Annotated in this window: 34 protein-coding genes and 5 pseudogenes; 18 read left to right on the forward strand and 21 right to left on the reverse strand. The window is 48.5% G+C overall.

Annotated features, from left to right (window positions below; genetic code table 11):
* Positions 1-18 precede the first annotated feature (18 nt).
* The 6 genes and pseudogenes from B9L19_RS14630 to B9L19_RS14655 form a co-directional block, all read left to right on the forward strand.
* A complete protein-coding gene (locus tag B9L19_RS14630) occupies positions 19-711 on the forward strand; it encodes a Crp/Fnr family transcriptional regulator (RefSeq protein WP_047753545.1) in 693 nt (230 codons plus the stop codon).
* Positions 712-945: 234 nt separating this feature from the next.
* A complete protein-coding gene (locus B9L19_RS14635) occupies positions 946-1,179 on the forward strand; it encodes a DUF2249 domain-containing protein (RefSeq protein WP_047753546.1) in 234 nt (77 codons plus the stop codon).
* Positions 1,180-1,182: 3 nt separating this feature from the next.
* Entirely contained in the window at positions 1,183-1,392 is a 210-nt protein-coding gene (locus B9L19_RS14640) for a DUF2249 domain-containing protein (RefSeq protein ID WP_047753547.1), read from the forward strand.
* On the forward strand, positions 1,389-2,639 hold the full coding sequence (locus tag B9L19_RS14645) for a membrane protein (RefSeq protein ID WP_047753548.1): 1,251 nt from the start codon (positions 1,389-1,391) through the stop codon (positions 2,637-2,639). Before B9L19_RS14640 ends, B9L19_RS14645 begins: the two co-directional genes overlap by 4 nt.
* 22 nt (positions 2,640-2,661) lie before the next feature.
* On the forward strand, positions 2,662-2,964 hold the full coding sequence (locus B9L19_RS14650) for a metal-sulfur cluster assembly factor (RefSeq protein WP_047753549.1): 303 nt from the start codon (positions 2,662-2,664) through the stop codon (positions 2,962-2,964).
* Between the two features lie 246 nt (positions 2,965-3,210).
* Positions 3,211-3,543, forward strand: a pseudogene (locus B9L19_RS14655) (Fic family protein); the annotation flags it as partial.
* A gap of 83 nt (positions 3,544-3,626) precedes the next feature.
* On the opposite strand, the gene B9L19_RS14660 reads toward B9L19_RS14655, so the two are convergent.
* From B9L19_RS14660 to B9L19_RS14675, 4 genes are all read right to left on the reverse strand, one after another.
* Positions 3,627-3,872: a hypothetical protein gene (locus B9L19_RS14660; RefSeq protein WP_025948426.1), complete on the reverse strand. Its 246-nt coding sequence runs from the start codon at positions 3,870-3,872 to the stop codon at positions 3,627-3,629.
* 223 nt (positions 3,873-4,095) lie between these two features.
* Complete coding sequence (locus tag B9L19_RS14665; protein ID WP_047753550.1) at positions 4,096-6,222, reverse strand: heavy metal translocating P-type ATPase; 2,127 nt, start codon at positions 6,220-6,222, stop codon at positions 4,096-4,098.
* The gene (locus tag B9L19_RS14670; protein ID WP_047753551.1) at positions 6,212-6,583 is read right to left on the reverse strand and encodes an ArsR/SmtB family transcription factor; all 372 of its coding nucleotides are present in this window, start codon (positions 6,581-6,583) and stop codon (positions 6,212-6,214) included. Before B9L19_RS14670 ends, B9L19_RS14665 begins: the two co-directional genes overlap by 11 nt.
* A 194-nt stretch (positions 6,584-6,777) precedes the next feature.
* A complete protein-coding gene (locus B9L19_RS14675; protein ID WP_025948429.1) occupies positions 6,778-7,545 on the reverse strand; it encodes an alpha/beta fold hydrolase in 768 nt (255 codons plus the stop codon).
* A gap of 117 nt (positions 7,546-7,662) precedes the next feature.
* Here B9L19_RS14675 and B9L19_RS14680 point away from each other — a divergent pair, with 117 nt between their 5' ends.
* The 4 genes from B9L19_RS14680 (at position 7,663) to B9L19_RS14690 (ending at position 9,967) form a co-directional block, all read left to right on the forward strand.
* On the forward strand, positions 7,663-8,469 hold the full coding sequence (locus B9L19_RS14680) for a Cof-type HAD-IIB family hydrolase (protein WP_025948430.1): 807 nt from the start codon (positions 7,663-7,665) through the stop codon (positions 8,467-8,469).
* Positions 8,470-8,619: 150 nt separating this feature from the next.
* Entirely contained in the window at positions 8,620-8,772 is a 153-nt protein-coding gene (locus B9L19_RS19110; protein ID WP_015374103.1) for a hypothetical protein, read from the forward strand.
* Positions 8,773-8,774: 2 nt separating this feature from the next.
* Positions 8,775-8,975 (forward strand): DUF3813 domain-containing protein, encoded by a 201-nt coding sequence (locus B9L19_RS14685; RefSeq protein WP_047753552.1) that lies wholly within the window; start codon positions 8,775-8,777, stop codon positions 8,973-8,975.
* 128 nt (positions 8,976-9,103) lie between these two features.
* Positions 9,104-9,967: a DegV family protein gene (locus B9L19_RS14690; RefSeq protein ID WP_025948432.1), complete on the forward strand. Its 864-nt coding sequence runs from the start codon at positions 9,104-9,106 to the stop codon at positions 9,965-9,967.
* 56 nt (positions 9,968-10,023) lie between these two features.
* Here B9L19_RS14690 and B9L19_RS14695 read toward each other — a convergent pair whose 3' ends face one another.
* Positions 10,024-11,118, reverse strand: coding sequence for a Fic family protein (locus B9L19_RS14695; protein ID WP_025948433.1), 1,095 nt, complete (start codon positions 11,116-11,118; stop codon positions 10,024-10,026).
* A gap of 234 nt (positions 11,119-11,352) precedes the next feature.
* Between B9L19_RS14695 and B9L19_RS14700 the strand changes: the two genes are divergently transcribed.
* Together B9L19_RS14700 and B9L19_RS14705 are read left to right on the forward strand one after the other, a co-directional pair.
* Positions 11,353-11,484 (forward strand): DUF3941 domain-containing protein, encoded by a 132-nt coding sequence (locus B9L19_RS14700; RefSeq protein WP_008879040.1) that lies wholly within the window; start codon positions 11,353-11,355, stop codon positions 11,482-11,484.
* A 163-nt stretch (positions 11,485-11,647) separates the two neighbouring features.
* Entirely contained in the window at positions 11,648-12,139 is a 492-nt protein-coding gene (locus B9L19_RS14705) for a YajQ family cyclic di-GMP-binding protein (RefSeq protein WP_020958869.1), read from the forward strand.
* Positions 12,140-12,179: 40 nt separating this feature from the next.
* Here the strand turns inward: B9L19_RS14705 and B9L19_RS14710 are convergent.
* The 3 genes and pseudogenes from B9L19_RS14710 to B9L19_RS14720 all read right to left on the reverse strand — a co-directional run.
* Positions 12,180-12,389 (reverse strand): annotated as a pseudogene (locus B9L19_RS14710) (B3/B4 domain-containing protein); the annotation flags it as partial.
* A gap of 19 nt (positions 12,390-12,408) precedes the next feature.
* On the reverse strand, positions 12,409-13,050 hold the full coding sequence (locus B9L19_RS14715; protein WP_089113967.1) for a LysE family translocator: 642 nt from the start codon (positions 13,048-13,050) through the stop codon (positions 12,409-12,411).
* Between the two features lie 26 nt (positions 13,051-13,076).
* A complete protein-coding gene (locus B9L19_RS14720) occupies positions 13,077-13,685 on the reverse strand; it encodes an FMN-binding negative transcriptional regulator (protein ID WP_015374087.1) in 609 nt (202 codons plus the stop codon).
* Positions 13,686-13,806: 121 nt separating this feature from the next.
* Between B9L19_RS14720 and pdxR the strand changes: the two genes are divergently transcribed.
* Positions 13,807-15,186, forward strand: coding sequence for a MocR-like pyridoxine biosynthesis transcription factor PdxR (gene pdxR / locus B9L19_RS14725; RefSeq protein ID WP_047753554.1), 1,380 nt, complete (start codon positions 13,807-13,809; stop codon positions 15,184-15,186).
* A gap of 124 nt (positions 15,187-15,310) precedes the next feature.
* On the opposite strand, the pseudogene B9L19_RS19430 reads toward pdxR, so the two are convergent.
* The 10 genes and pseudogenes from B9L19_RS19430 to B9L19_RS14765 form a co-directional block, all read right to left on the reverse strand.
* Positions 15,311-15,421: pseudogene (locus B9L19_RS19430) on the reverse strand (ISNCY family transposase); the annotation flags it as partial.
* Positions 15,415-15,822 (reverse strand): annotated as a pseudogene (locus tag B9L19_RS14730) (IS1634 family transposase); the annotation flags it as partial. The pseudogenes B9L19_RS14730 and B9L19_RS19430, both read right to left, overlap by 7 nt.
* 292 nt (positions 15,823-16,114) lie before the next feature.
* A complete protein-coding gene (locus B9L19_RS14735; RefSeq protein WP_047752908.1) occupies positions 16,115-16,324 on the reverse strand; it encodes a hypothetical protein in 210 nt (69 codons plus the stop codon).
* Positions 16,324-16,476, reverse strand: a complete 153-nt coding sequence (locus B9L19_RS14740; RefSeq protein ID WP_279627610.1) for a polymorphic toxin type 50 domain-containing protein — start codon at positions 16,474-16,476, stop codon at positions 16,324-16,326. The genes B9L19_RS14735 and B9L19_RS14740 overlap by 1 nt, the downstream gene beginning before the upstream one ends.
* Before the next feature lie 408 nt (positions 16,477-16,884).
* The gene (locus B9L19_RS19435) at positions 16,885-17,121 is read right to left on the reverse strand and encodes a hypothetical protein (RefSeq protein ID WP_249044219.1); all 237 of its coding nucleotides are present in this window, start codon (positions 17,119-17,121) and stop codon (positions 16,885-16,887) included.
* A gap of 42 nt (positions 17,122-17,163) precedes the next feature.
* Entirely contained in the window at positions 17,164-17,283 is a 120-nt protein-coding gene (locus tag B9L19_RS19440) for a minor capsid protein (RefSeq protein ID WP_244182605.1), read from the reverse strand.
* Positions 17,284-17,368: 85 nt separating this feature from the next.
* A complete protein-coding gene (locus B9L19_RS14750) occupies positions 17,369-17,716 on the reverse strand; it encodes a LysE family transporter (RefSeq protein ID WP_255347952.1) in 348 nt (115 codons plus the stop codon).
* Between the two features lie 253 nt (positions 17,717-17,969).
* Positions 17,970-18,254 (reverse strand): LysE family transporter, encoded by a 285-nt coding sequence (locus tag B9L19_RS14755; RefSeq protein ID WP_047752907.1) that lies wholly within the window; start codon positions 18,252-18,254, stop codon positions 17,970-17,972.
* Positions 18,244-18,642 (reverse strand): annotated as a pseudogene (locus tag B9L19_RS14760) (YqcI/YcgG family protein); the annotation flags it as partial. The pseudogene B9L19_RS14760 and the gene B9L19_RS14755, both read right to left, overlap by 11 nt.
* A 113-nt stretch (positions 18,643-18,755) precedes the next feature.
* On the reverse strand, positions 18,756-18,926 hold the full coding sequence (locus B9L19_RS14765; RefSeq protein WP_089114009.1) for a zinc ribbon domain-containing protein: 171 nt from the start codon (positions 18,924-18,926) through the stop codon (positions 18,756-18,758).
* A 33-nt stretch (positions 18,927-18,959) separates the two neighbouring features.
* Here B9L19_RS14765 and B9L19_RS19445 point away from each other — a divergent pair, with 33 nt between their 5' ends.
* Together B9L19_RS19445 and B9L19_RS14775 are read left to right on the forward strand one after the other, a co-directional pair.
* Positions 18,960-19,178, forward strand: a complete 219-nt coding sequence (locus tag B9L19_RS19445) for a hypothetical protein (RefSeq protein ID WP_053915237.1) — start codon at positions 18,960-18,962, stop codon at positions 19,176-19,178.
* Between the two features lie 244 nt (positions 19,179-19,422).
* A complete protein-coding gene (locus B9L19_RS14775) occupies positions 19,423-19,926 on the forward strand; it encodes a DUF1572 domain-containing protein (protein ID WP_025950788.1) in 504 nt (167 codons plus the stop codon).
* 211 nt (positions 19,927-20,137) lie between these two features.
* Here B9L19_RS14775 and B9L19_RS14780 read toward each other — a convergent pair whose 3' ends face one another.
* Positions 20,138-20,545 (reverse strand): hypothetical protein, encoded by a 408-nt coding sequence (locus B9L19_RS14780; RefSeq protein WP_025950787.1) that lies wholly within the window; start codon positions 20,543-20,545, stop codon positions 20,138-20,140.
* Positions 20,538-20,756, reverse strand: coding sequence for a helix-turn-helix transcriptional regulator (locus B9L19_RS14785; protein WP_172643518.1), 219 nt, complete (start codon positions 20,754-20,756; stop codon positions 20,538-20,540). The genes B9L19_RS14780 and B9L19_RS14785 overlap by 8 nt, the downstream gene beginning before the upstream one ends.
* A gap of 677 nt (positions 20,757-21,433) precedes the next feature.
* Between B9L19_RS14785 and B9L19_RS14795 the strand changes: the two genes are divergently transcribed.
* The 3 genes from B9L19_RS14795 to B9L19_RS14805 all read left to right on the forward strand — a co-directional run bounded on the left by B9L19_RS14795 (position 21,434) and on the right by B9L19_RS14805 (position 23,685).
* A complete protein-coding gene (locus B9L19_RS14795; RefSeq protein ID WP_025948436.1) occupies positions 21,434-22,105 on the forward strand; it encodes a hypothetical protein in 672 nt (223 codons plus the stop codon).
* A gap of 70 nt (positions 22,106-22,175) precedes the next feature.
* Positions 22,176-22,901, forward strand: coding sequence for an ABC transporter ATP-binding protein (locus tag B9L19_RS14800; RefSeq protein WP_047753555.1), 726 nt, complete (start codon positions 22,176-22,178; stop codon positions 22,899-22,901).
* Between the two features lie 4 nt (positions 22,902-22,905).
* The gene (locus B9L19_RS14805) at positions 22,906-23,685 is read left to right on the forward strand and encodes an ABC transporter permease (RefSeq protein ID WP_241772026.1); all 780 of its coding nucleotides are present in this window, start codon (positions 22,906-22,908) and stop codon (positions 23,683-23,685) included.
* Positions 23,686-24,019: 334 nt separating this feature from the next.
* On the opposite strand, the gene B9L19_RS14810 is transcribed toward B9L19_RS14805, so the two are convergent.
* Positions 24,020-24,340 carry a hypothetical protein gene (locus B9L19_RS14810; RefSeq protein ID WP_047753556.1) on the reverse strand — a complete coding sequence of 107 codons (321 nt, stop codon included), beginning with the start codon at positions 24,338-24,340 and terminating at the stop codon, positions 24,020-24,022.
* Between the last annotated feature and the right edge of the window lie 1,053 nt (positions 24,341-25,393).

Here is a 25,393-nt window from a genome sequence, read left to right on the forward strand (position 1 = left end):
TCCAAAGGAGAGAACGCCATGGCGAACCATTGGATGAAAGATCGCTTAAAATCCGTTCCGTTGTTTCGCGAATTGTCCGATTACGAGCTCGACTCGCTCATCGCCATTTCCCACGTGCGCGTCTACAAACCGCGGACGTTCGTCTTTATGCAAGGCGACCCGCTCGAGCGCGTCTATTTCATTCATTCGGGCACGGTGAAAATTTACAAAACCGACTTAAGCGGAAAAGAACAAATCGTCTCGATTTTGCAGACGGGAGAAATGTTTCCGCACGCCGGCTTTTTCTTGAAAGGCACCTATCCGGCCCACGCCGAGGTGGTCGAAGAAGCGACATTAATCGCGATCCCGATCCACGATTTCGAACAAGTGCTGATGGCCAGTCCTGAGCTATGCATGAAACTGTTCCGCGTCATGGGCGAAAAAATCGTCGACTTGCAAAACCGGCTTGAGGCGCAAGTGCTCCATAATACGTACGAACAAATCGTGCTTCTCTTATTGCGGTTGACGCGCACGAACGCCGTCAAACAAGGGAAATGGCACCGTCTCACCGCCCATGTGACGAACCGCGAGCTGGCCAACATGATCGGCACCGCCCGGGAAACGGTGAGCCGCACGTTGAGCCAGCTGAAACGAAAAGGGCTGATTGATGTCGATGAACACGGCTTTTATTTGATCGATCAGGAGGGGCTTGAGCGCGAAATCTTTTTCTAATCCCCTTTTGTCTAAAATGCGGCTCATCATGGAAATGGGGATGAATGCCGCTCTTGCCCCCACTTGAGAGCCAGATGGCGAGGAAATGATTGGACATCGCACATTCAGAACAAACCATCCATCTTTTTCGAGCCGGTGGTAGGCACATCGTGTTCCGACCGCGGGGTTGTGAGCTATATCACAACATTCAACAATGAAAATGATTATCATAATAGCAAAAAGGAGGGAATGTGGATGGCCACAACGATTGAACTCGATGTACGCGAAGATTTGCGGCAAAAGCGGGAGCCGTTTGAAAAAATTATGAACGCCATCAAGCCGCTCAAACCGGGTGATACGTTCATTTTGCACGCTCCATTCAAGCCGCTGCCGTTGTTTCCGATTATGAAAGCGAAAGGATTTACGTATGAAGTGGAACAAATCGAAAAAAAACATTGGAAAGTAACGTTTGTGAAGCAGGGGGGATGACCGATGATCCTCGATAACCGCGGACTCGAGCCGCCGCAGCCGATGATGCGGACGCTCGCTGCCCTCGCGAAGCTGAATCCTGGGGAGACGCTGACGATCATTAACGACCGCCGCCCGATGTTTTTGTACGAACAGCTTGACGAGCTCGGTTACCAACACGAGACGGTCGCACGCGAAGACGGAAGCTTTGAAATCCGCATTACGAAAGGATGAGCAGCGTGTTTCCTACTCGCACGGGGACGGAAACAGACGTCCGTCTGCCGTTTTCGTTTATCATGTTCGCCGTGTTGGCGTTCGCCGCCTCGCAGCTTTTGCTGCTTTGGGCCGTTCCTGCCCTTAGCAGCGGCGCGTTCCGGCTGCCGCTCGTCTGGGCGGCGGCCCACCTCGGCTTGCTTGGGTTCGCCTTAATGACGGCCATGGGGGCGATGTACCAGCTCGTTCCCGTCGCCTTTTTGACACCGATTTGGAGCGAGCGGCTCGGTTTTTGGCAGTTTGCCGTGACAGCCGTCGGCATCGTTGCGTTTGCCGTGAGCCTGGCGGCGGCGCCAAAGCGAGCGTTCCTCCCAGGCTTGCTTCTGCTTTTTGGCATCGTGCTATTTGTCTGGCAAATGGCGATGACGTTGAGACAACAAGAAACGAAAACCGTCATGACGCTGTTTGTCGCCACATCGCTGTTGTTTTTGCTGCTGACGGGCGCCGCCGGGGCATTGCTTGCCTTTCACTTTTTCGCCGCCACGGGCGCCAACCACCACGAAGCGGTGTTCGGGCTGCACGTGCTGTTCGGGCTGTGCGGCTGGTTTACGCTGCTCATTATGGGCTTTTCGTACAAAATGGCGCCGATGTTTTCGCTCGCTCACAGCTTTTCGATGCGGCCGGCGCGCTACGTCTATGCGCTGTACATCAGCGGGATTGCGGCGGCGTTCGCCAGCTTATTCTTGCGAAGCCACGCATGGCTTGCAGCCGGTGCAGCCTTGCTCATGAGCGGATTCGTTGTTTTCGCCTCGCATATCCGCGCCATTTTGCAAAAGCGGATGAAAAAAACGCTTGACCGCCCGTTCCGATTTTCCTTGGCGGCGGTGGCCATCGGCCTTGCGCTGCACGTTGCCGCCTTTGCCGCCATTGTTGTCGGCAGCGGACGGTGGCTTGGCATCATTGTGTATCTATTCATTGTTGGCTGGATCGTATTTAGCATCATCGGCTATTTGTTTAAAATCGTGCCGTTTTTATGGTGGACGCACCGCTACAGCGAAAAAGTCGGCCAACAACACGTGCCGACGTTAAAGCAAATGATGAACGAGCGGGCCGTCGCCGTTCAATGCCGCCTATGGCTTGCCGCCCTCTCGCTGGCGGCCGTGGCGCTTGCTGTCGCGAGCGTGCCGCTGTTGGCCGTCGCTCAAACGCTGCTGGCTGGATTAAGCATCGCCTTTGCCGGCACGATGTTAGCAGTTTTCCGAAAATAAGCGAATGAGGAGGAAAAAAACGATGGATGTCCGCGAACTTGCCATGCAACAGCTGAAAACGGTCATAGATCCGGAGCTTGGCATTAACGTTGTCGATTTAGGATTGATTTATGACTTAAAAATCGCAGGCGGCCAGATCGATGTCCTGATGACGCTCACGACCCCGGGCTGCCCGCTTCACGACTCGATCGCCGGCGGCGTCAAACGGGCGCTCGAACAAATCGACGGCGTCCGCGACGTGCGTGTGCAAGTGACATGGAACCCACCATGGACGCCGGAGCGGATGAGCGAAGAAGCGCTCCGGCAGCTTGGGCATTTTTCCTGAAACGGTCCCCATCCCTTTTTCGCCGTTCGCCCGCGTTGGGCGGGCGGTTTTTCGCTGTTCTGCGGCGCGAGACACTCCCCCGCTCCTTATTTTTTGTATAATGAAAAAACGAGAACCGTCACTGGGCTATTCAAAAGAAAAACGAATCGAGGCCGCGAATCATATACCAAGAGGTGAGAGCGATGTTTGCCAAAATCGACGAGCTGAAACAACGGTTGGATGCGTTGCGCCCTTTGCCTCTAGGGAATGAATCGATTGTTTTCTTGGTATGAAACGAATCAATATGCTCTTCATCCAATCGAACTGGCGGCTCGTTTCCATTTTCAGCTCGTATCCATTCATCCATTTGCTGACGGAAACGGACGAACCACCCGCTTACTGATGAATTTCATTTTCATGCAGCATGGCTATCCGCCCGCTATTGTGAAAACAAATCCAGAGCAGCGCCGGAAGTATTACGAAGCGCTGGAAAAAGCGAGCGTCGAAGGCGAGGCCACTCCGTTCATTCAACTGATCGCCGCATGTGTCGAAGAAAGCTTGCGCCACTATTTGCACGCGTTAGGGATGGAGGACGAATGAAACAGCGCAAAACGAAAAAGACACGGAAGTGAACATGATTCCGTGTCTTTCTTGCTCCAATTCTCCGGTTGGCGTTTGATCGGCTATTCAAGCAACACATTCCACAACCATGCCATCAAAGGAACGATGACCAAAAAGGCCAAGGCGATGCATCCGACATATCGAATCCACCGGGGAAATCCTCGCCAATCGAGAGCTTCCCGCTTCATCGGCCCTCCCGCGGCGATCCGATCCACCTGTTCGGTCGGCGAAAACACCCGGTCGTCCATCCGTTGAATCTCTTCTGTCCGTTGCGTTTCATGCCTCTCTTCTTCTCGAGATCCCTTCATGACGCCCCCTCTTCCCCATGATTTTCCTGAACAGGCCAAAACGTTTAACAGCCGCCATCGCAAACATTCGACCGAATCCGCTTTGCTGTTCTCCCCTTCATTATACCGCCTCTCGTTGTCAGAAAGACCTCTATTTTCCATACATTCCCACAAAGGAAGACAAATCCCCTCCTTCCTAAGTTGGAAAAGGGGCGGAAAACGGGGCGTTCGCTTCTTCCTCCTCTCATTCCTTCACCCGTAACAGGCGCATGCTGTTCAGTGTCACCAACAGCGTCGCGCCCATGTCGGCGAACAGTGCAAGCCAAAGGGTGAGCCATCCCGGAATGGCGGCGGCGAGCGCCAGCACTTTGAGCCCTAAGGCGAAGGCGATGTTTTGTTTAACAATGGCAAGCGTTCGGCTTCCAAGGCGGATCGTGTACGGAAGCTGGCGCAAGTCATCGGCCATGAGCACGACATCCGCTGTCTCCAAAGCGGCATCCGTCCCCGCTCCGCCCATCGCCACGCCGACATCGGCCGCGGCCAAGGCAGGGGCGTCGTTCACCCCGTCGCCGACCATGGCCGTTATGCCATAACGTTGTTTCAGCTCGCGAATCGCCGAAAGCTTCTGTTCCGGAAGCAATCCGGCGCGAATGTCCGATACGCCCGCTTGATGGCCGACGGCCTGTGCGGTTTGCTCGTGGTCGCCCGTCACCATCGCCACTTCCGCCACGCCAAGGCGCCGCAGCGCGGCGACCGTGTCCGGAGCGGACGGCCGCAGTGGATCGGCCGCGGCGACAAGCCCCAACAGCCGATCGGCCGTGCCGATGGCCATTACCGTTTTTCCTTCATTGCGGAAAGCAACGATTTGTTGTTCTACTTCATCCGGCAACTCACCGATCAAGCTGGTGAACAAGGCCGGGCTGCCGATGTAGTATGTTTCGCTTCCGACAACAGCCTTCACCCCTTGGCCGGTCAATGACTGAAACTCGCCAACCGGCACGTCGAGAAACAGCGTCCCCTCTTCTTCCGCCCGGCGGACGATAGCCGAAGCCAAAGGGTGCTGCGACCGTTTTTCGATGGCGGCGGCGATGGCCAACAGCCGCTCACGTGTTCCTTCATACACGACGACATCGGTCACGGCCGGTTCCCCTTTCGTCAATGTCCCGGTTTTGTCAAAAGCAACAGCCCGCAGCCGGCCGATTTGCTCGAGATAGACGCCGCCTTTAATGAGCACGCCGCGCCGGGCCGCGCTTCCAATGGCCGTCACAATCGCCACCGGAGTGGAGATGACAAGCGCGCACGGGCAGCCGATGACAAGAACGGCAAGACCGCGATACACCCAATCGAGCCACTCGCCGCCCATCACAAGCGGCGGCACGATGGCGATCAGAAGCGCGACTGCGATAATCACTGGCGTATAATAGCGGGCGAACCGGTCGATGAACGCTTGCATCGGAGCCCGCTCCGCTTGCGCCTCTTCGACGAGGTCGACCATTTTCGCCAATGTCGTCTCATCCGCCTGCTTTGTCACTTCAACTTCGAGGAATCCTTCTCCATTCAGCGTCCCGGCAAACACCGCAGCACCAGGCGCTTTTTCTGCCGGCAAGCTTTCGCCGGTGATCGCCGCCTCATGGACCGTTGATGCACCATTCACCACAACGCCGTCCAAGGCGATTTTCTCCCCTGGTTTGACGATCATGACATCCCCGACGCGAACGTCCTCGACCGGCACGGTTATTTCCTCGGCGCCGTGCCGGATCGTCGCCTCCACAGGCGCCATCTCCATCAAAGAGGCAATCGACCGCCGCGCCCGATCCATCGAATAGCGCTCAAGCGCTTCGCTGATGGCGAACAAAATGACAACAACCGCCCCTTCCTGCCATTCCCCGATCGCCGCCGCGCCAAGAATGGCGATCGTCATTAACGTCTTCATGTCAAACTGCCAGCGAAGCAGATTGCGAAGCCCGGTCCGAAACAGCGAATAGCCGCCGATCACGATCGCGGCGACATAGGCAGCCACCGCCAACCAGCCGCTGCCCGCCGCCGATGCCGCCCAGCCAACAGCCAGCAACGCGGCGGCAATGTAGACATTCCAATTCTCCTTCTTCTTCCAAAACGGCTCCTGCCTGGCCGGTCGTTCACGTTCTTCACGAATGGTCAATTGTTCAAACGCTCCCGCCTGTTCCAGCTCATCAATGGTGGCTTCGCCCCAAACGGTGAGCTTGGCGGCGCCGAAATTCACTTTCGCCTCTTTCACGCCAGGCAGGGATTTCACGTTTTGCTCAAACTTAGCGGCACAGTTTGTGCACGTTAACCCTTGCACCCGGTACGTTTTTGCTTGCAGTTGGTCCAACACCTGTTCATTCCCCACAGCCGTCCCCCTCTTTCTGATGGGCGAGCGCGACAAGCAGCAGCTCGCGGATATGATCATCATCCAACGAATAAAAGGCAAGTTTCCCCTCTTTTCGATATTTCACAATTCCTTGTTTATACAAGATGCGCAAATGATGCGATGCCGTCGCCACCGTCGCCCCGATCACGTTCGCGAGGTCACAGACGCACAGCTCCTCTTCCTCGCAAAGCGCATACACGATTTTGGCTCGGTTTTCATCGGCAAGCGCCTTAAAAAAAGGGACAATCTCGGCAATGGGTTCATCGCGAAGCCGCCGCTGAACCCGCTCGACCTTCTCTTCGTCATAACAGTAAATGTCGCAAACATCATCGCGATGCATTTCTTCCCGCTCCCCGCTAACATTCAAATATTTGTTTGAATATAGAATAGCATATTTCCTTCCTATATTCAAATATTCATTTGAATGAGAAATGTGCGCAAACGAAAAATCCGCCATCTTTCGAAAGGCGGATTTCGTGTTGGGAGACTGACTTCCATTTGCCTTGTCCATGTGTCCACCGTCGTCGCCATCGCTTACACATGCTCGCGAAACCAGCGCACCGTTTCCAAAAACGCCTCGCGCGTCACTTTATGGCCGGCGTGCGGGTCGGCGATGAATTGCAGCCGGTCTTCGTTTCCTTCATAAAGCGGCTTAATTTGCTGGTAAAATTCATATGTATAACTATACGGGACGACTTGGTCGGCTTTCCCGTGCCAGATGAACAACGGCCGCCCGGCGAGTGTTTCCGGCTGCTTGGATAAATCGTAGCGAGCGAGCTTTTCTCTTTCAAGCGCCAACAGCGTCGGCGGCATCGGGATGTCGATCTGACGCCGCTTCGCTTCTTCCATCATCGCGTCAAAAAAGGCGCTGTAGTTCGGGCAGCCCATAAGCGCCACCGCCGCCTTCACCCACGGATAGACGGCGAGCGCGCCGAATGTGACGATGCCGCCCATCGATGTCCCAGCGAGCCCAATCCGTTCTTGGTCAGCCAGCCCGCGGCTGACAAGGTCGTTTTTCATCTCCTCGATTTCGGTGATCGTGCGCACGACAATGTCCCAAAACGACAGCTGCAATTTCCGCTCGCTCAAACCTTCGTCCCGCTCGCCGTGAAACAGCGCGTCGGGAAGCACAACGCGATAGCCTGCCTCGGCAAGCAAGTAGCCGAAATGCAAATTATGCTCTTTCGCGCTTGTAAAGCCGTGAATAAAGAAAATGAGCGGCAGCCGTGCGTCCCGCTTTTCCGGCTTGACAACATGAAGCACCGGCACATCAGCCAGCCGTTCTGTTTCAACAATGACCATGGCAGTCCAAACCCCTTCTGTCTTTTTCCATCGCTGTATAGTGTACCATATAGACAGCGATTTTGGAAAAGAGTTACACTATGAAGTGGAAACAATCATCAAGCAAAGGAGTCGAGCATGAAACGATATTTGATCGCGCTGGATTTAGACGGAACGCTGCTGAAAGAGGACAAAACGATTTCACCGTTCACGAAAGACATCATCCACCGCGCCATCGACGCTGGCCATCTCGTCGTCATCGCCACCGGCCGCCCGTACCGGGCAAGCCGTATGTATTATGAGGAACTCGGACTTACAACGCCGATCGTCAACTTCAACGGCGCGTTTGTCCATCACCCCCGCCAGCCGTCGTGGGGCGTGCGCCATTCCCCGCTGCCGCTTTCCGTCGTCAAAGACATTGTCGAGCTAGGGGAAACGTACCGAATCAAAAACATTTTGGCGGAAGTGATGGACGACGTCTATTTTCACGAACATGACGACGTCTTGCTTGACATCGTCCGCCTCGGCAACCCGACCGTGAAAATCGGCGATTTGCGCCGTTCGCTTGGCAAAGACCCGACGAGCGTGCTCGTGTACACGGACGATGATCATATCGAGCGGATTCAATCACATTTAGCGAATGTGTACGCCAACGTCGTGCACCACCGGCGCTGGAGCGAACCGTGGCATGTCATTGAAATCATCCGCCATGGCGTCCACAAGGCAGCGGGTTTAAAACAAGTCGCCGACTACTTCGGCATCCCGAGGGAGCGCGTCATCGCCTTTGGCGACGAGGACAACGATCTCGAAATGATCGACTGGGCTGGACTGGGCGTCGCTATGGGCAACGCCATTGATCCGTTGAAAGCGGTGGCCGACGACGTTGCGGCAAGCAATGAAGAAGACGGCATCGGCCGCTATTTACGAGATGTTCTGCGCTTGTAGATCAACGCCGCGGCCCAAACAGCCCTTTCCTGCCGTTTGACGCCAACAGATGGGCGGCTGTAACGAATTTCCTTACTACTGTTCCCTGGCCGCGGTTACACTATACATGACGCAACGCGCGTCTTCAACTTTTTAAAGGGGGAATCGGTCATGGGCAAACGAAACAAATCGAAGCGTTTCGTCCAACAAAGCGTCGATGCGGTTGAACGGCATGACAAGCGAATCCCTTATCACTTGACATACGCCGAGGCGGAAGCGCGCAAAGCGGAAAAAGCGGTGGAAACGTCGCTTGGAGGCGCGTAACGATGGGCAATCGTCTATTTCAAGAGGCGCGCAAAGCAGTCGCGCAGGCGAAACAAGCCAAAAGCGGCGAGATCGACATGAGCGTCGAGCGCGCTGTTGCCATCGCCAAAAACGCCTTGTCATCCGCGTACGCGCATTCCAACACGGCAGAAAAAGCGCAGTTGCGTCAATTTCAAGCTGAGCTTGATCAAATCACCCAATGAAAGGCTGCGGGCCATCCGCAGCCTTCGTTTTGATTCATCTTCTTTTCCTTCCATATTGTGTTTCCCCGCCAAAATCGATACACTAAACCTATGAACCGTCATTCATCCCGCCTAAGGAGGGAACGGATATGTCCATTCAAATCATCACCGACAGCGGGGCGGATTTGCCGCAGTCGTACATTCGCGAGCACCGTATCGCGTTTTTGCCGCTTGTCGTCCATTGGAACGGCCAAGACTATGAAGACGGCGTGACGATTGAACCAAAACAAGTGTATGATACCATGCGCGGCGGAGATGTCGTGAGAACCGCACAGCCAAGCCCGCTGGCGATGAAGGAGCTGTTTTTGCCATACGCCAAAGAAAACCGGCCTTGTTTGTACATCGCCTTTTCTTCAAAATTATCCGGTACATACCAGACAGCGATGGCCGTCCGCAGCGAGCTGCTTGATGAATACCCGGAGTTTCGCCTGACGATCATCGATTCGAAGTGCGCCTCGCTCGGCCAAGGGCTCGCCGTCATGAAAGCGGTCGAGCTGGCGGAGCGAAACACGCCGTACAATTTGCTTTGTGAAACGATCGAATCGTACTGCCGCCATATGGAGCACATTTTCACCGTCGACAACTTGGACTACCTCGCGCGCGGCGGACGCATCAGTAAAGCCGCGGCGGCCTTCGGGGGCTTGCTCAACATCAAGCCGCTTCTCCATGTCGAAGACGGCGCGCTTGTCCCACTTGAGAAGCTGCGCGGGCGGAAAAAAGTGTTGAAACGCATGGTCGAGTTGATGGGCGAGCGCGGCGACGACCTGCAAAAGCAAACGATCGGCATCAGCCACGCGGATGATGAAGAAACGGCGCTTGAACTGAAGCGGATGATCGAAGAAACGCACGGCTGCACGCGCTTTTTCCTCTCTGACATCGGCAGCGCCATCGGCGCCCACGCTGGGCCGGGGACGATTGCCCTCTTTTTTCTGAACAAATATATTGAGATCTGACGCCTTTCCCGCCGGACGAGACACGGGCGCCTGCCCAACACAGGCGCCCGTGTTCATCACCGAAGTTGATCAAGAAGGTTATAGTAGTAGTACGTTTTGGACCGCATCCGCCCATCCGAGAAAATGAGCTTCTGCTCCTCAAACCGATTCAAATAGCGCCGAACAGTTGCTTCCGGCAAACCAGTCAACGCCGCCATCTGCTTAGCGGTAAAAATCGGATGCTGGAACATGACATTGACAACGGTTCGAATATTCTGGCTGTTCACAAGCGCGCTCGCCTTTTCCAAATCTTCTTCATACAAATCGTTTACTTTTTGAATCAATCGGACATTTTGTTTTGCTTGTAAATGGACGCATTGCAAGAAAAACTGAATCCATTGCGTCCAGTCTCCTTTGTAGCGGGTATCATTCAAGTAGCGGTAATACTTGTGCTTATCCCGTTCCAGCACATCGCTGACAAAAAAGTTCGGGTAATCGATGACACCCTTGCTATACAAATAGAGTGGGATCAAAATTCTCCCAATCCGACCGTTTCCGTCCAGAAACGGATGAATCGTTTCAAACTGCGCATGAATAATGGCTACTCTCACCAATTCATCATAATCATCATTCGGTTCATGAATGTATTTCTCTAAATTTGACATATACTCATTGACAAGATGCGGCTCCGGAGGAATGTAAGTGGCGGTTTCAATCGTGCATCCTTCAGGACCGAGGAAATTTTGCACCCTTCGGAATTCCCCTGGCGATCGATGGGATCCGCGTACGTCGTTTGACAACAAAATTCGATGCAACTGCTTAAACAACCGAGTTGAAATAGGAATTTCTTTCAGCGCATCCATTCCTGCTACTAATGCTTCATAATAATTTAAGGCTTCTCGCACATCGCTGTTCGCTTTTCTGCTTTGTGCTTCAGTCTCCATCACTTCATCCAATGTCACTTGTGTCCCTTCAATTTTCGTCGACTGCACCGCCTCCTTCAGCATGATCGGTCTGAGCAGAAATCGCGGATGCAGCTTTGAATGCCGCAGCATCGTTTGATACTCCACCATCGCCTTATTCGCTTCGATCAATTCGCGAAGAAAACGCATTTGATTCACGACATCTTCGCTAAGAGGAAGCTTGAAGGGGACAAACGGTTTTCGTTTCATTTTCCATCCCCCTTTGCAAACATTTTAGATAAAAAATGATCGTTAAACACCTATATTTACCATATTACAAACATTTATCTCTATTTTTGTACTTCATTATACTCTGTGGCGAACCATTTGTGAAGAAAAATTCTCCATTTATCTTTCCACAAACTACCTTCCCCTATTTCCATATAGTTCATTTCTAGTTGCCGCATACTATTGATGAACGATCGAAACAAAGGAGGGCTGCCGATGCCAAACACAAGCGACAACGACAAAAAAGCGCGCGACAACCAAGCGAAGCGCCATGAGAAAAACATGATGCGCGAGAAAAACCGCGAAGCCGGGAAGTTCGCGTATTCGAAGAAGACGGATCATTTATGATAGACATAGAACGAAAGGCGGCTCGATCGCCGCTTTTTTTGTGTTGTCTCCCTTCATTTCCACATTATTATTCCCATCGCTAGGCCTAGTCCTTTCCTTATAGTTGCCTTCCCACCCATCATTTTCTATAATGAAAGTACATCACACGCCCGGGAGGTCGCCTATGTCGAAAGAAAGTTCGTTCGATATCGTATCGAAAGTCGATTTGGCGGAAGTGGCCAACGCCATCAACATCGCCATGAAAGAAATCAAGACGCGCTATGACTTCAAAGGAAGCAAAAGCGACATTTCGCTCGAGAAAGACGAGCTCGTTCTCATCTCTGACGACGAGTTTAAGCTTGAGCAGCTGAAAGATGTGCTCATCGGCAAGCTCATTAAGCGCGGGGTGGCGACGAAAAACATCCAATACGGCAAAATCGAGCCGGCCTCAGGCGGCACGGTGCGCCAGCGCGCCAAGCTCGTCCAAGGGATCGACAAAGAAAATGCGAAAAAAATCAACACGATCATCAAAAACACCGGCTTGAAAGTGAAAAGCCAAGTGCAGGACGACCAAATCCGCGTCAGCGGCAAAAGCAAAGACGACTTGCAAAAGGTGATTGCCGCCATTCGCGAAGCCGATTTGCCGATTGACGTGCAGTTTGTGAATTACCGCTAAGCGGATGGGGAAAACCTCCATCCGCTTTTCTTGTTTAGTGAAATGCCTCTCGCCAAACACTGATGACGGGGTTGCGGCTCAACTCTTCAAACTCTAGGAATTTCCGTGCCTCTTTCTCCGCCTCCCGCAGCATTTGTTCGTAAACACTGGCATTCTTGATGCTGTTGTCAATCCCTTGGGCAACGACCACACCGATTTTGGCATGGGGAAATATGGCCCAAACATCGTCTTCAACAACAAAACGTGTCATCATTCACTCCTCCATTTCCTTACGGTTTCGAAGGGTTCGCCAATGCGGAGAATAGTCCTAACAAGATATAACAACAGCCCGCCACCCGGTTCATTACCTTCACACTTCCTTTCTTGGCAGCCAGCCGTTTGCGGATGCCCGCGGCCAACATGGCATACAAGCTGTCATTCAGCAAGGCGAGAACAACAAATATCGCCCCCAAAAGCAAAAATTGACCAGCCACCGATCCAGCAGAAGGCGAAATAAATTGGGGAAAAAAGGCAAGAAAAAAGAGCGCTGTTTTTGGATTGGTCACTTCGACAAATAGAGATTCGTAAAACACTTGCGCCAATGTTTTCTCCTTGGCCTTCGTGTTCGGGATTTCCTCATCCTTGGTGGAAGCAAAAAATAACGTTTTGCCTCCCAAATAGATAAGATAAACGGCTCCTAAATATTTGATCATCGTAAAGGCAGCCGCCGATGTCATCAAAATCGCGGAAACGCCCACGGCTCCAAGGATAACATGGACAGCGCCCCCAAAAGCTACGCCGAGCACCGATACAACCCCTGCTTTCGTTCCTTGGCTCATGCTCCTAGCCATGATGTACAATACTGCCAGTCCGGGGACGATGAGCAGCGCCGTGGCTGCCACTATAAACACACCGATCGCCGCAAGATCCATCACATCTCACTCCTTCATTTTCTATTTCACTGCTGTTGCTTTTTCATCAGGAAAGCGATTTGCTTTTCGTTTTCAAATGGCATTTGCTCGAGCTGCTTGATGATCCGTTCTTGTCGGTGTGCAGGATGGTTTTGGCTCAACTTGGCTTTTCCTTCGATTCGTTTGATGATGATTTTGAAAGCTTGAATTCCTTTGTTCATGCCGGACAGCATCCTAGAATCGACCTCTGACAGCTGGTAACGGCTGCCCGGTGCTTCGTATTTTTCTACCATATCGTGCAGCGACTGCATGATTTCTTCTTCATCGTCGATCAACTCCACGTTCCCATACACATGGACGGCCACATAATTCCATGTTGGCACCGCCTGGTTCGTTTCATACCAAGAAGGAGAAATATAACAATGCGGACCGTGGAAAATCGCCAAGACCGTCTGATGTTGAATGTCGTTCCATTGCGGATTCGAACGGGCAAAATGGCCGTACAAACACGTTTTCTCTCGATCGAGCAACAGCGGCAAATGGGTGGCAAACAGCTCCCCTTGATGCATCGACACCAAGGTGGCAAAACTGTTCTCCTCGATCACCTCATAGACGACAGACATATCGTTGATGACAAAATGCTTCGGAATATACATCAGTCCTCTCCCCCCCATCTTTTCAATTACAGCATTCCATTGTTCACAATGTATAATATAATCAAAACTGACATAAAAAAAGTGACAATAACAAAAAAATAAACATGTCAGGAGGATGAACATGAAGACGATCATTTTTGACTTGAAGGACGGCTCGCCTAAATACAAGCAAATCTACGAAAAATTGAAATCATTGATTGAACAAGGCGACATTCGAGCTAATGAGCCGCTTCCTTCCATTCGCCAACTCGCCGAATCATTAAATGTCAGCCGGAACACAACTTTAATGGCTTACGAACAGCTGGTAGCGGAAGGATATATTCGCGCGGAAAAACGAAAAGGGTATTTTGCCAATGAAGTGGAACCTCTTTTCATTCCAAAAGCCCGCATTTCTGCACGCCAATCGGCAAGGGAAGCAGCAACGTCCGTTGTTGTCGATTTTCGCGCCGATACCGTCGATGCCGATCATTTCCCCGTTAAAGCATGGAGAAGAATTTCCAATCAAGTATTGGCGGCCAAAGGATGTTTTCGCTATGGGGATCCGTTTGGGGAATTATGCTTGCGCAAACAAATCTCCATCTATCTTCTCGAATCCCGCGGGGTGATCACAGAGCCAAACGCCATCATCATTGGAAGCAGCACACAGCAAATGCTTCTCTCCCTTGGCCATATTCTAAAAGATGAGTTCAACAGCGTGATCGTCGAAGACCCTGGCTATGACGGGGCCAGAGAAGCGTTTTTGTTTCACCGCTTTCAGCTGGAAACGGTGCCTGTTTCCGAAACCGGCATCGATCTTTCGCCGCTCGAGAACAGGCGATCGCGGCTCATCTATGTCACCCCTTCGCATCAAAGCCCCATGGGAGTCAGCATGCCGATCCAGCAGCGGCACAGGCTCATTCAATGGGTGAACAACATGGATGGCTATATTATCGAGGACGATTACGACAGCGAATTCCGTTACACGCAAAAGCCGTTTCCTGCTCTTGCCTCCATTGATTCGTCAAGAGTCATTTATCTGGGCAATTTCTCAAAATCGTTTCTGCCTGGGATTCGCTTAAGTTACATGGTGTTGCCGCCGTCGCTTTTGGACCGTTATCAGCAGCGGTTTCGCCTTTTCGAAAGCACTGCGTCCATCCTCAGCCAATTGGCGATGGCCAAATTTATGGAGGAGGGGGAATGGGTCCGCCATATTAAACGCATGCGCCTCGTGTATAGACGAAAAATGGAGCACTTAACATCACTGCTGCGAAAAGCATTTGGGGATATGATCTCCATTATTGGCGAACAGTCCGGTTTATACGTGTTAATCAAAGTTCAGTCGGATTGTACAGAAGAACAGTTGCTTCAGCGCGCCCTATCGTGTGGGGTAAAAGTGTATCCCACTTCGCGCTATTTTGTGAACCAACAGCCGGACCAACCCATGATCAAGATCGGTTTTAGCGGCTTGTCGCTCGAGGACATTGAGCTTGGAGTCCAACTGCTCAAAAAAGCATGGTGTTGACGACGACTTCAAGGAAAACGACCCTCTTTTTACACAAGCTCCTGGAATCCCTGTCTTGGCGTGTATTTTTGATCGATTTCTAATGTCACGTTAATTTTAAATATTTACTGATGGTGTTGCAAAACTAGAGTAAAAACTCGAAGTTATGCATAAGGATGCAACATAACACATGCAGTACATATCGATGAAATCCATACCATCTTGGCTGTTCCAACCCGTCACTCTTTAACTCATTACACGATTCGCCACCATGGCAAAAATGAGCCGTTCCAACGGAATCTGATGATGTCGGGAGGCAAACAAGGAGTGGAGAATCTCTCCCAATCCCAGTTGTCTCCAGAGCTGATCCAAAAGCCAAGCGCCGCCAAGGCGTTTGCTTGATTGAAACTGAAAGTCATCCGACACTTCTCCTGTCAACGTCTCGATTTCCCGAGCCTGCTCAGGAGAAAGGAATCGCGAAATGCTTTTGGCCAGACGCTCCAAGACAGCGCGATCCACTTCATCTTCGCGCCCAAACGAATCAATCACCTTCGCTTTCGCATATTTGGCCTTCGGATCCCATTCGTTGTGAGCAAGCTGGAGATACGCCACGGTCGTTCCATCTTTGTTTTTGCGTGTGACTCGCCGTATGTACATGCCTATATTATAACCGATATTCAGCTTTTTTAAAAGTTAAAATAAATGATTCGTGTGCCTATGGAATTCAGCGTTTTTTTCTAGGAACCGCATCGTGAAATCCTTGATATTACAGCATTTTAACCATTTTCATTTGCCTAAAATGGCCTCAAAACTGTCGAACTCGGGCAACCAAAGGAACTTTCAATGGTGGTTGCGGCCGCGAACTGCTTTGTTCTTTAACGTCTACAAATGCTAAAAAGACGAGGAAAAATAAAAAAGCACTCAACCACCTAAATGTGATTCAGCGCTTCTAGCCAATGGCCTCAATCGATTTTATTTCGGTTTCCAGCACACCAAAAACGTATCCTTGCCCTTTTGTTTCTTGGTTTGTAATTATTAAGCTATCTATTCCATCCTCACTGTCTTCCCCGTCGCAATAATCGCGAACAAACCCTTCGAGCACATCCCCATCTTTGTATACAATTCTCACCTTCTTACCTACGTATTCCCAGAGTTTCATTACTCATCACCTTTCTTTATTGTTGGAACAATATGAATACCCGTTTTAGAGTAGTGTATTCTGAAACTGCTTGTCACTGTTTCCTCACCAGTCGTTTGGTTTACATGCACTCCTATCGGTTCGGAATGTGAAAAAATATCCTCCTTTTTCAACCACTCTAAAGTTTTCCTGAATCCGTGATAAAGACGCGTTCAAAGCTGCCAAGAAAACTTGATCAATCAACAAAATATTGCACTCGGGGTTCTTCACCTAATAGGTGAACATTCGAAATGGAGTCGAAGTCTCGACACGATTGGGTTTCCCAGCATTTTTGATGCACTTCTGTCACGGATTCAGGTTGATCAATCAACAAAATATTGCACTCGGGGTTCTTCACCTAATAGGTGAACATTCGAAATGGAGTCGAAGTCTCGACACGATTGGGTTTCCCAGCATTTTTGATGCACTTCTGTCACGGATTCAGGGTTTTCATATTCACCTTCAATTCCCCTGTTCCGGCATATTGTTTCACTAACTCATTGGCTTTTTCATAAGAAATCGTTAAATAGCTTGGTTTCTGCTTACCCTTTGCTATTTCTCTCTACATAATCAAGATAGCGCTTATGAGATGGATTATGCTTGTCATAATGGTTTCGGCTATGTTCCAATTTATAAACACCATTACGAATATCGGCTCGTATCTGTTCTTCTAACGCTTGGCGTTTCTCTCTTTCTCTACGTTCAGCCTCGAGCTTTGGTTTCAATACATTTTCATTATACCACTCATCATACGAAATCGAACCCACCAATCCATTCATTGACTGACGTTTTTCGCCGTTTGTGTACTCCGATTCATCAAACTACGGAATCGTCGTCGTTCGGCAGCGCACATGAAATGGCGGCGCGTTCGCCCCTGGCTTATAATCTCTGACGTTATAAACCTTTCCGTCTTGATACCTACAAATATCCGATGTTCGCATATCTAGCGTGGCCAAAAGTATGGGAAATTCAAACAGAACACAATCAAGTAATCGTATTGATCGAGGTATCTTTTGATGCCAAAAATTATATCATATGTAGAAACGTTTTAAAGGCTCTATATCCAAAGCTTATACCAAATCCAATCAAAGAAATCCCTGCAGCAACAGATAACCATTTTAGCCACTTTTGACTTATCATTTTTCTTCCCAAATGTACAGAGAGTGCTACTGTAAAATCCCATAATGCGATCCCCAGAAATATCGCACTACTTTTAGCAAGTGCATGATATCTTTCAATAGAATTCAATTCCATCGCTAATACAGATCCATAGATGCTAACCCAAAAAACAATATTAAGTGGATTCGATATAGCTATAAAGAAGCCAGAAAGATATGATTTGAATAAACCTTCTTTGTTAACCTCTCCGGTTATTTCAACCTTTTTAAATGCCTCCCTCTAGAAATGTTGATCTATCAAGGCTTTTCGGCCTCTCAGGGGTGTCCAAAAAATATTTTTCGACAAAATCCCTTACATCCTTTTTCAGTTTTGTGGATATCTTACAGACCTAGGGTGCGGTTTTGTGTACAATTCATCTGAAGTCCTCCTTGGCATGATGGTAGGTGTTGTTTGACACCCCTGCATCATACCAAGAGGGCTTTTTTTGATCAAGTCCCCGGAAAAGCTCCTAACGGGAATGCTCCTTTATGCTATCATAACCCAAATAACACAAAATGAAGAAACCAGAAAACCACATGATGAGCTGTACAACAGATTTTGTTAAAAAAACGGATAAGCCAAAAAAGATGGCAAACATTAGTACTATATCCGCTGACATTCCTCCCAATCCGACAACCCATGAATGAAAAAATCCGTACTTTATTCCCCGCTTCACCATTTCTATGTTAATAGGACCAATCGGAATTGATAAAGATAAGCCAAGAAGAACCGAAGCAAAAAAACTACTTAGCATATATTAATCTCTCCTTTTTTAATGGACACCTCATCACACTTTCTTCATTTGTATCAGGTAATATATACTGTTTCCATTCTCTTTTGTCAGGGGCTCCATAATCGCCTATATCTGGATGAGGAGGAATTGCATCGTATTGTTTTAATCTGGCTCTAATCATTTCTCTTACTTATTGACCTCTTGGAGTATCTCCTGTTATATCATCAAGCGTACCTCTCGGTTGGAAAGTAATTTCAAGCCCATTAGACGTGTATCTGCTTTTTCTTGCATGATAAATAGGAGCTCTGCAGACAACAAAAATAGGTTCTCCCCCAAAACAATACTCCCATTTAGGATGATTTGGATCTGTCGGAATGTTCCTAGGCCATGGTTCTGGATCATGCTCCAGTGAACTACCCACCACCTACGCTTCGCTTAGAGGTGGGGGCTTCTCGGGTAATCCCATCTCATGATGGGAAGTTGACCGAGCGATCCCCGTGTGCCCCACGGTTCGAGGACAAGTTAGACTATCGCTAATCGTTTCATGCCCTCATGTTTGATATTGATGGCCGCATTGACGTCCCTGTCTCTCTCGAATCCACATTCACAGCGGAATGTACGCTCAGAAAGCGATAGAGACTCCTTGACTCGACCGCAACACGTCGACTGCGGAACGCTCTCTCCGCGATCCAGCCGTCCTCTTCCCCCGGTCTAGAACCTTAAGTCTTGAGCTGGCAAGCCTATGTATTTTTTCTTGCACTTCTCTGCATTTTTTGCTTGCAAAAAACAGATGAGCCGACTCTTGGCCTTGATGTGGAGTCGCAGCATCATATCCGAACCATGTTAACGGAAGAAAACCAATGGTGGAAAGCCGTTCTCATCACCACCCACGACATTCCTTTTGCCCACGCCGTTGGAAATAAGAAAGCAAAGGAGTTTTCATAACACGGACATCTTGCACGAAGAGAGCTCTCTTTATTCCGACGCCGCCTGCGAACATCAATTTATGAACACAGGCAACGAAGAGTGCCGCTATGATCTGATTATTCACTCGCCTGCTTCGAAAACATGACCCATAGTCATGTCCGCCCAAGGCGTTGCTTTTTTTGTTTTTTGCCGTCACATAGAAAGAAATCACAGCATCGACGGCGAATAAAAGAGATGGCATTTCTTTGACGGAGGTGTGTGAATGAACATCGGCCAAGAATATTTGCGAGTGGTGCGCGCACGCTTTCTTGACATGAAAAAGACCGCCGAACGGGCTATGGACCAATGTTCCGAGGAACAGCTGTTCCATTGCTTTCATGAGGAGGCAAACAGCATCGCCATCATTGTCAAACATATGAGCGGAAATATGGTGTCGCGCTGGACAGACTTTTTGTCATCGGATGGGGAAAAACCGGACCGAAACCGCGATGATGAGTTTATTAACGACTTCCATACGCGCAAAGAAGTCATGGCTTGCTGGGAAAAGGGGTGGTCTGCTTTCTTTCAGACGCTGAACGAACTGCAAGAAACGGATTTGTTGCGGACGGTCACGATCCGCGGCAAACCCCATTCCGTCATCGAAGCCATTGAGCGGCAAATGTACCATTATTCGTATCATATCGGGCAAATCGTCTATATCGCGAAACAGCTGAACCGAAACAACTGGAAAACCCTGACCATACCAAGAAATCGAAAAACAACATAAGCAGCTTCTGATTCGAATGATCATGCAAACGCCATCCGCCCCTCAGAACCATCAGTCGATAAAGGCGGATGGCTTTTTTGCGGCTTAATGTTTCGCGCAGTGGCCATTGCTCGATGGCCACTATTCATCACCGATTTGCCGATGAACTAAGGAGAAGCAATAGAAATAAAAACATTTCTGACTTAAACTACCAACATAAATAACATAGCCATTATTTCCTCCTGGCTACGCTTGGTATAAGGAAAAAAGCGACGATCAACGTGACAAGCAGATATAAAATCACATACTCTACTTTCACAGCAGGCTGTTTGAATACAGACTGGATTACAATCAACGCAATGAGAAGCAGAAGATGTGAAATCCCCATCAAGTTTATGATCCATGTTTTCATGTAATCATTGATCCGCTCATCATACTCTACTTCACTATCTTCCTGTTGTCCCTTACTCCTCAGCCTTCTGATCAACTCCGCTCCAACCACTCCTATCAATCCTCCTATGAGGATAGGCCATTGCATTTCGCCTCTGATGAGAGTAAGCAAGACAGCAGCAATCATGAAACCAATTAAAAGAAACAAAAAATCTTTCTGCCTCACAAAACCACCCCGATCTTTATTCACTTTCTTCCAACCAAAAGAGCTCATCTAATCCTTTTTCTAAATATTTGCTCAAAAGCAAGCACACTTTTAGAGAAGGGTTGTATTTTTGTGCCTCAATCAAATTTAAGGTCTGCCTGGTAATCCCCACCTTTTTCGCTAATTCTGTTTGTGTTAAATTCCCTTTTTCGATTCGAGCAATCTTGACTCTGTTGCGAATTTTGAAGTTCTCCATGTGTTATCAACATCCTGTAATATATATATTACATTTTTAAATTATATGTTACTTCACGATATGTGTCAACACTTATTGTTCCCTTATGACTACAACCGGCATCAGCATTGACCAAAATAGATCGTCTTCCGATTGACCAGCAACTGAAGAAGACTCTTTTTACGTTGATGTGCACGACAAGAGGCCTCCTCGATGAAAGGTGGAGAAGCTCAAGTTCGATGCTTTTGCGCAAATGTTTCTATTTGCCTTTCGCTTGTATCTCACATTTCGCAACCTCCCGAGCAGAATCGGGAGGATTTTTTGAGGGGGATGCCGAATAAATCCTTGATACACCGAGAAAGCAAAGGAGTTTCGGCATCATGACCATTCGGATTCAGGCGATTTATTTCCAATTGGAAATCATAATAGTGTCCACCCCTTGGAGAGTTGTTTTTTTGGTCACTGTATATGATTTCCAAGGTGGTGGATTTTTATGTGCATTTATGCATTTGTTATGCGTTTTGCAACACGTTCAATATTTACTTTTTTCTTTTTTTTTTGTATAATGCAATTAAATTAGGAAAAGAAAGGAGAAAGAGAATATAGGTGGAAAAAATCATAGACCAACGAAAGGCCTGGCTATTACCACCGCTTTATCTGCTCAATGCGCTTGGGCTATAGGGCAAGGCATTACTCATTTGTGGCAGGCGAATTCTGAACTAGAAAAAGCTATTATCGCTGCCACCGGCGCTACAGATGCTACTCGTTTTGTACAACCAACCGGCGATTCAGTTGCACATCTAGAAAACTCCATATCTCTTTTACAAGCTGCTATCCATGATATCCATAATATTATAGAATCCTACGATGACCTCCTCAAAAAATGCGTTGAACTTGAATATAAGGGAAATCCATTAGCTTCACAAATTAATAAATGGAACCTAAAAGATAAGCTGGAAAAGAACCTATTCTTACCACCATCACAAGAAATGTGGGAGTTAGTCTCAGGAATTATTGAGCAAGATAATCTAGTAAAATATTTCAAATGGGAGAGAGATTTATTTAAAAACACAATAAACCCTTTACAAGATCTTATCAAAGTTTTGGAGACTTGCAAAGAAGTGGCAAAAGTTGATCCAGAACTTTTTGTTAAATGTGTTGAATTTAATCAAATACCTTTACGCCAATATTTCTTCCGAGTATTTAATATGTGGTGCAAAATTGATATAGCTATTGAATTTTCTACCAGTATTTCTACAGAACTTTTCTATCAATTGGAAGGACATGGTTCTCTTACGGTGGTCCCTCCTATTCCTACAAGTGACGACATACTAAAACATGCTCCGTCTCAAGTCCCTGCGAGTTGGTAATAATCCTTTGGGGTGGTCCTCAAGATTTTTCAAGACCACCCTAGCTTACTAAATTGAAAGGGTAGAAAAAATGATTGCCGTGCAAGACGTAAACAAAATCTATCCGCCAAACCGCCAAGTATTGCATCATGTTTCCCTCGAACTGGTTGAAGGGGATCGACTTATTCTTTTAGGGCCGAATGGAGCCGGAAAGACTACTTTAATAAGGTGCATCATCGGGCTTACTGCACCAGACAGCGGTAGCATCTATGTAAATGGAGTGGATGTTGTCCGCCATCCAGATGCAGCGCGCGAGTCAATTGCAGTCGTATTTGAAGAAGCTGACAATTCCTATTCCTATTTAACGGTTTTGGAAAATCTCTTATACTTCGGCTTGCTGAACAAATGGAGTCGTGCTGAAGCAAAACGAAGAGCCGAACGAATGATGGCTGTGTTGAATCTAACCCCATACGCTGAACGTCTCACCCAAACCCTTTCACGTGGGATGAAACAAAAACTAGCATTTGCGATCGCCTTAATGAAAGGCGCGCCGTTTTTGTTCCTTGATGAGCCGACTCTTGGCCTTGATGTGGAGTCGCAGCATCATATCCGAACCATGTTAACGGAAGAAAACCAATGGTGGAAAGCCGTTCTCATCACCACCCACGACATTCCTTTTGCCCACGCCGTTGGAAATAAGTTTGTCTTTATTCAAGACGGAAAAATCGTTTGGAGCGGCACAAAAGAACATTTTTCCACTCCAGCCGACCTTGAAACTCATTTTTTGGCCGCTGTTCGTTCCAACCTATCCGTCTAAGGAGGTGAACCCGTTGTCCCGGCAAATTTTGAATGTCGTATGGGCGTCCTTTTTGAAAAAAAGGGCAGAGTATCGCCGGTATTGGTTCGATTTTACCGTTGGGTTGATCATTAAATTTGTCTTTTTTCTCGGCACGCTGTACGCAAGCCCGATACAAACCGGAAAAGAAGCGACGGTCAAACTGTTCGGTTTCAGCCTTTGGTACTTAAGCGCTCATTTGATCTCGAAACTAGGCAATACGGTGATCGAAGAAGCGTATCTCGGCACCGCCGAGCAAGTGCTTTCCACCAAGACTGCTCCATGGAAGATTTTGATCGGCGTAGTCATCGCTGAAATCACCTTATCGTCCATGTGGGTGACGCTCTTTTTCATTTGTGCGGCTTTGATGATCGGATTTTCCGAAATTCTCTCGGGAATCGCATCCATGATAACGGAGATCGTCGTATTTGGCGGCGTCAGCCTTATCGGGATGACGGGAATCGGCGTGTTCATTTTAGGACTGTCTCTTCGCTTAAAGCAAGTGGGAGCCGTTACCGAGGTGCTGCTTTATTATTTATTGATCTTCTCGGGATTTTTTCTATCTTCGAATGCATTGCCGACAGCGTTTCATATTCTCAACTGCTTTTCTCCTCTTTCTTGGGCCGTGCAAGGAGTGAATGAAGGATGGCCCGTATTCTTTCCTGCTCTCGGCATCTCGCTATTCTGGCTGGCCATGGGCTCATTCGTCTTGAAGCAGCAATGGCATTGGGCGAAAAAAAATGGAAAAATCGGAAGCTACGTATGAACGAACGAGCAAAATAGCGGTGAGTGACATTTCAAAGCGATTCTCTAATGAGAATCACAAGCTTTTATTCGCACAAATCATCCAAACTCCCAAGCAAAGTGCGATAGAAAAGTGTAAAAAATGGGATAGCAGATCATGACATCAAGATGAGGGAGGAAATTCTAAAAAACGCTCACAATATCCATGACAATGCCCGCTATATACCGAAGAAACGTTTTTCACAACACCTTGACTGACTCAACGCCATCCACCCCTCGGAACCGTCAGCCGATCAAGGCGGATGGCGTTTTGGCGGCCTGGCGTTTCTCTACAATCCTATCGATCGGGATCGCCGTCATCGTCTGGAAAGTTTCACAATGCCGGCCAGCAAACAAACCATCCCTGCTCCCCACGCCAACCCCGCCTTGCCGAGAAGAAGGGAGATTTCTTCGGATGCCTGCGGATGGGTAAGATCAAAGGAAATGGCTCTAAACGCAAAGTAAGCGGCAATAGAGAGCAGCAGAAAATGAGCAAAAATCCAATAGAATGCCAAACGACGCGTCCGATTCTTCCTCCAAAGGGAAACGACCGTCATGGTGGCGATCAACATCACGACGGAAAAACCGCCAATGAGTAAATCCATCACTTCCTCTTCCATCTGCAAATGTTTATGCATGTTTACAGCCCCTTTCATCAAGGTAAGGCGATATTTCTTCTACACTTCTCTTTCCATTCCTCCTCTTCCTTTTTTTAATATTGGCTCTTCATCACAAAATGCACTTGACAAAGAAATATGTTCATAATAAAGAAAATCAAAATAACGTTTTTCCTTTTTATACAATTTACCTCATTTGAGCAACATTACTTTCTTTTTTCACATATAAAGCAGCCGCCATGTTTCATATCCTACCCTACAATATGGTTCTGCAACAAAGAAACAAGTCATCAAGACTTTGTGAAAACTTTCTCATCAAAATATGACAATTTTTTGAACAAACTTGCCGAACATTCGGAGAAAATGGACGAAATCTTGGCACATTTCCCCTATAAAATCTCTTTAGGCCTCACATTTCGCAACCTCCCGAGCAGAATCGGGAGGATTTTTTGAGGGGGATGCCGAATAAATCCTTGATACACCGAGAAAGCAAAGGAGTTTCGGCATCATGACCATTCGGATTCAGGCGATTTATGCGATAAGGAACGACGAGCGATGGTAAAAAAAGGATTGCCATCGCTTATCGTGTTGGGCCGGAAATTATTTTTGAAAAGTAAATAAAAAATCCTTTATCTTGGGATGGTCTGGATGCGAAATGTGAGTTGTATGACGGCGGGAAGAAGCAACATCAACCAAGTGATGGAGAGTGATGGAAATGGTTTCCTCGATCAGAGGAGAGGATCAATCGGGGGGTGTCAGCATCCATTGCAAACGCTCAGCGAAGTCCGTCTGAAAAAGATTCCTTATCATCATACTCAAAACGAACCGGATTCCCTATGAACAGCAACACCATCGAAACCAAGCAGTTTGCCCGCTATATCGAGCCTCAAGATACCCCCTCGTCACAACAGGGCTGAAGCGTTGCCTTGTGTATCGCGATAAGGGGCAATTTCAGGGCCTCGATGAGGCGGGTAGTGTTACTGGTTTGAAAGGTGGCAACTGATGACACCGGAACATCTCCATGACATCTGGCGAGTCAACCGGGGGCTTTTCATGCAGAATCCCGCTTTTTTC

Origin of the sequence: Geobacillus thermocatenulatus, from assembly GCF_002217655.1 — a bacterium.
GTDB lineage: Bacteria > Bacillota > Bacilli > Bacillales > Anoxybacillaceae > Geobacillus > Geobacillus thermocatenulatus.

Coding starts and splice junctions, on each gene's coding strand:
- B9L19_RS14630 (WP_047753545.1), top strand. CDS start 19: ATGGCGAACCATTGGATGAAAGATCGCTTAAAATCCGTTCCGTTGTTT.
- B9L19_RS14635 (WP_047753546.1), top strand. CDS start 946: ATGGCCACAACGATTGAACTCGATGTACGCGAAGATTTGCGGCAAAAG.
- B9L19_RS14640 (WP_047753547.1), top strand. CDS start 1,183: ATGATCCTCGATAACCGCGGACTCGAGCCGCCGCAGCCGATGATGCGG.
- B9L19_RS14645 (WP_047753548.1), top strand. CDS start 1,389: ATGAGCAGCGTGTTTCCTACTCGCACGGGGACGGAAACAGACGTCCGT.
- B9L19_RS14650 (WP_047753549.1), top strand. CDS start 2,662: ATGGATGTCCGCGAACTTGCCATGCAACAGCTGAAAACGGTCATAGAT.
- B9L19_RS14660 (WP_025948426.1), bottom strand. CDS start 3,872: ATGAAGGGATCTCGAGAAGAAGAGAGGCATGAAACGCAACGGACAGAA.
- B9L19_RS14670 (WP_047753551.1), bottom strand. CDS start 6,583: ATGCATCGCGATGATGTTTGCGACATTTACTGTTATGACGAAGAGAAG.
- B9L19_RS14675 (WP_025948429.1), bottom strand. CDS start 7,545: ATGGTCATTGTTGAAACAGAACGGCTGGCTGATGTGCCGGTGCTTCAT.
- B9L19_RS14680 (WP_025948430.1), top strand. CDS start 7,663: ATGAAACGATATTTGATCGCGCTGGATTTAGACGGAACGCTGCTGAAA.
- B9L19_RS19110 (WP_015374103.1), top strand. CDS start 8,620: ATGGGCAAACGAAACAAATCGAAGCGTTTCGTCCAACAAAGCGTCGAT.
- B9L19_RS14685 (WP_047753552.1), top strand. CDS start 8,775: ATGGGCAATCGTCTATTTCAAGAGGCGCGCAAAGCAGTCGCGCAGGCG.
- B9L19_RS14690 (WP_025948432.1), top strand. CDS start 9,104: ATGTCCATTCAAATCATCACCGACAGCGGGGCGGATTTGCCGCAGTCG.
- B9L19_RS14695 (WP_025948433.1), bottom strand. CDS start 11,118: ATGAAACGAAAACCGTTTGTCCCCTTCAAGCTTCCTCTTAGCGAAGAT.
- B9L19_RS14700 (WP_008879040.1), top strand. CDS start 11,353: ATGCCAAACACAAGCGACAACGACAAAAAAGCGCGCGACAACCAAGCG.
- B9L19_RS14705 (WP_020958869.1), top strand. CDS start 11,648: ATGTCGAAAGAAAGTTCGTTCGATATCGTATCGAAAGTCGATTTGGCG.
- B9L19_RS14715 (WP_089113967.1), bottom strand. CDS start 13,050: ATGGATCTTGCGGCGATCGGTGTGTTTATAGTGGCAGCCACGGCGCTG.
- B9L19_RS14720 (WP_015374087.1), bottom strand. CDS start 13,685: ATGTATATTCCGAAGCATTTTGTCATCAACGATATGTCTGTCGTCTAT.
- pdxR (WP_047753554.1), top strand. CDS start 13,807: ATGAAGACGATCATTTTTGACTTGAAGGACGGCTCGCCTAAATACAAG.
- B9L19_RS14735 (WP_047752908.1), bottom strand. CDS start 16,324: ATGAAACTCTGGGAATACGTAGGTAAGAAGGTGAGAATTGTATACAAA.
- B9L19_RS19435 (WP_249044219.1), bottom strand. CDS start 17,121: ATGAATGGATTGGTGGGTTCGATTTCGTATGATGAGTGGTATAATGAA.
- B9L19_RS19440 (WP_244182605.1), bottom strand. CDS start 17,283: ATGCGAACATCGGATATTTGTAGGTATCAAGACGGAAAGGTTTATAAC.
- B9L19_RS14755 (WP_047752907.1), bottom strand. CDS start 18,254: ATGCTAAGTAGTTTTTTTGCTTCGGTTCTTCTTGGCTTATCTTTATCA.
- B9L19_RS14775 (WP_025950788.1), top strand. CDS start 19,423: ATGAACATCGGCCAAGAATATTTGCGAGTGGTGCGCGCACGCTTTCTT.
- B9L19_RS14785 (WP_172643518.1), bottom strand. CDS start 20,756: ATGGAGAACTTCAAAATTCGCAACAGAGTCAAGATTGCTCGAATCGAA.
- B9L19_RS14800 (WP_047753555.1), top strand. CDS start 22,176: ATGATTGCCGTGCAAGACGTAAACAAAATCTATCCGCCAAACCGCCAA.
- B9L19_RS14810 (WP_047753556.1), bottom strand. CDS start 24,340: ATGCATAAACATTTGCAGATGGAAGAGGAAGTGATGGATTTACTCATT.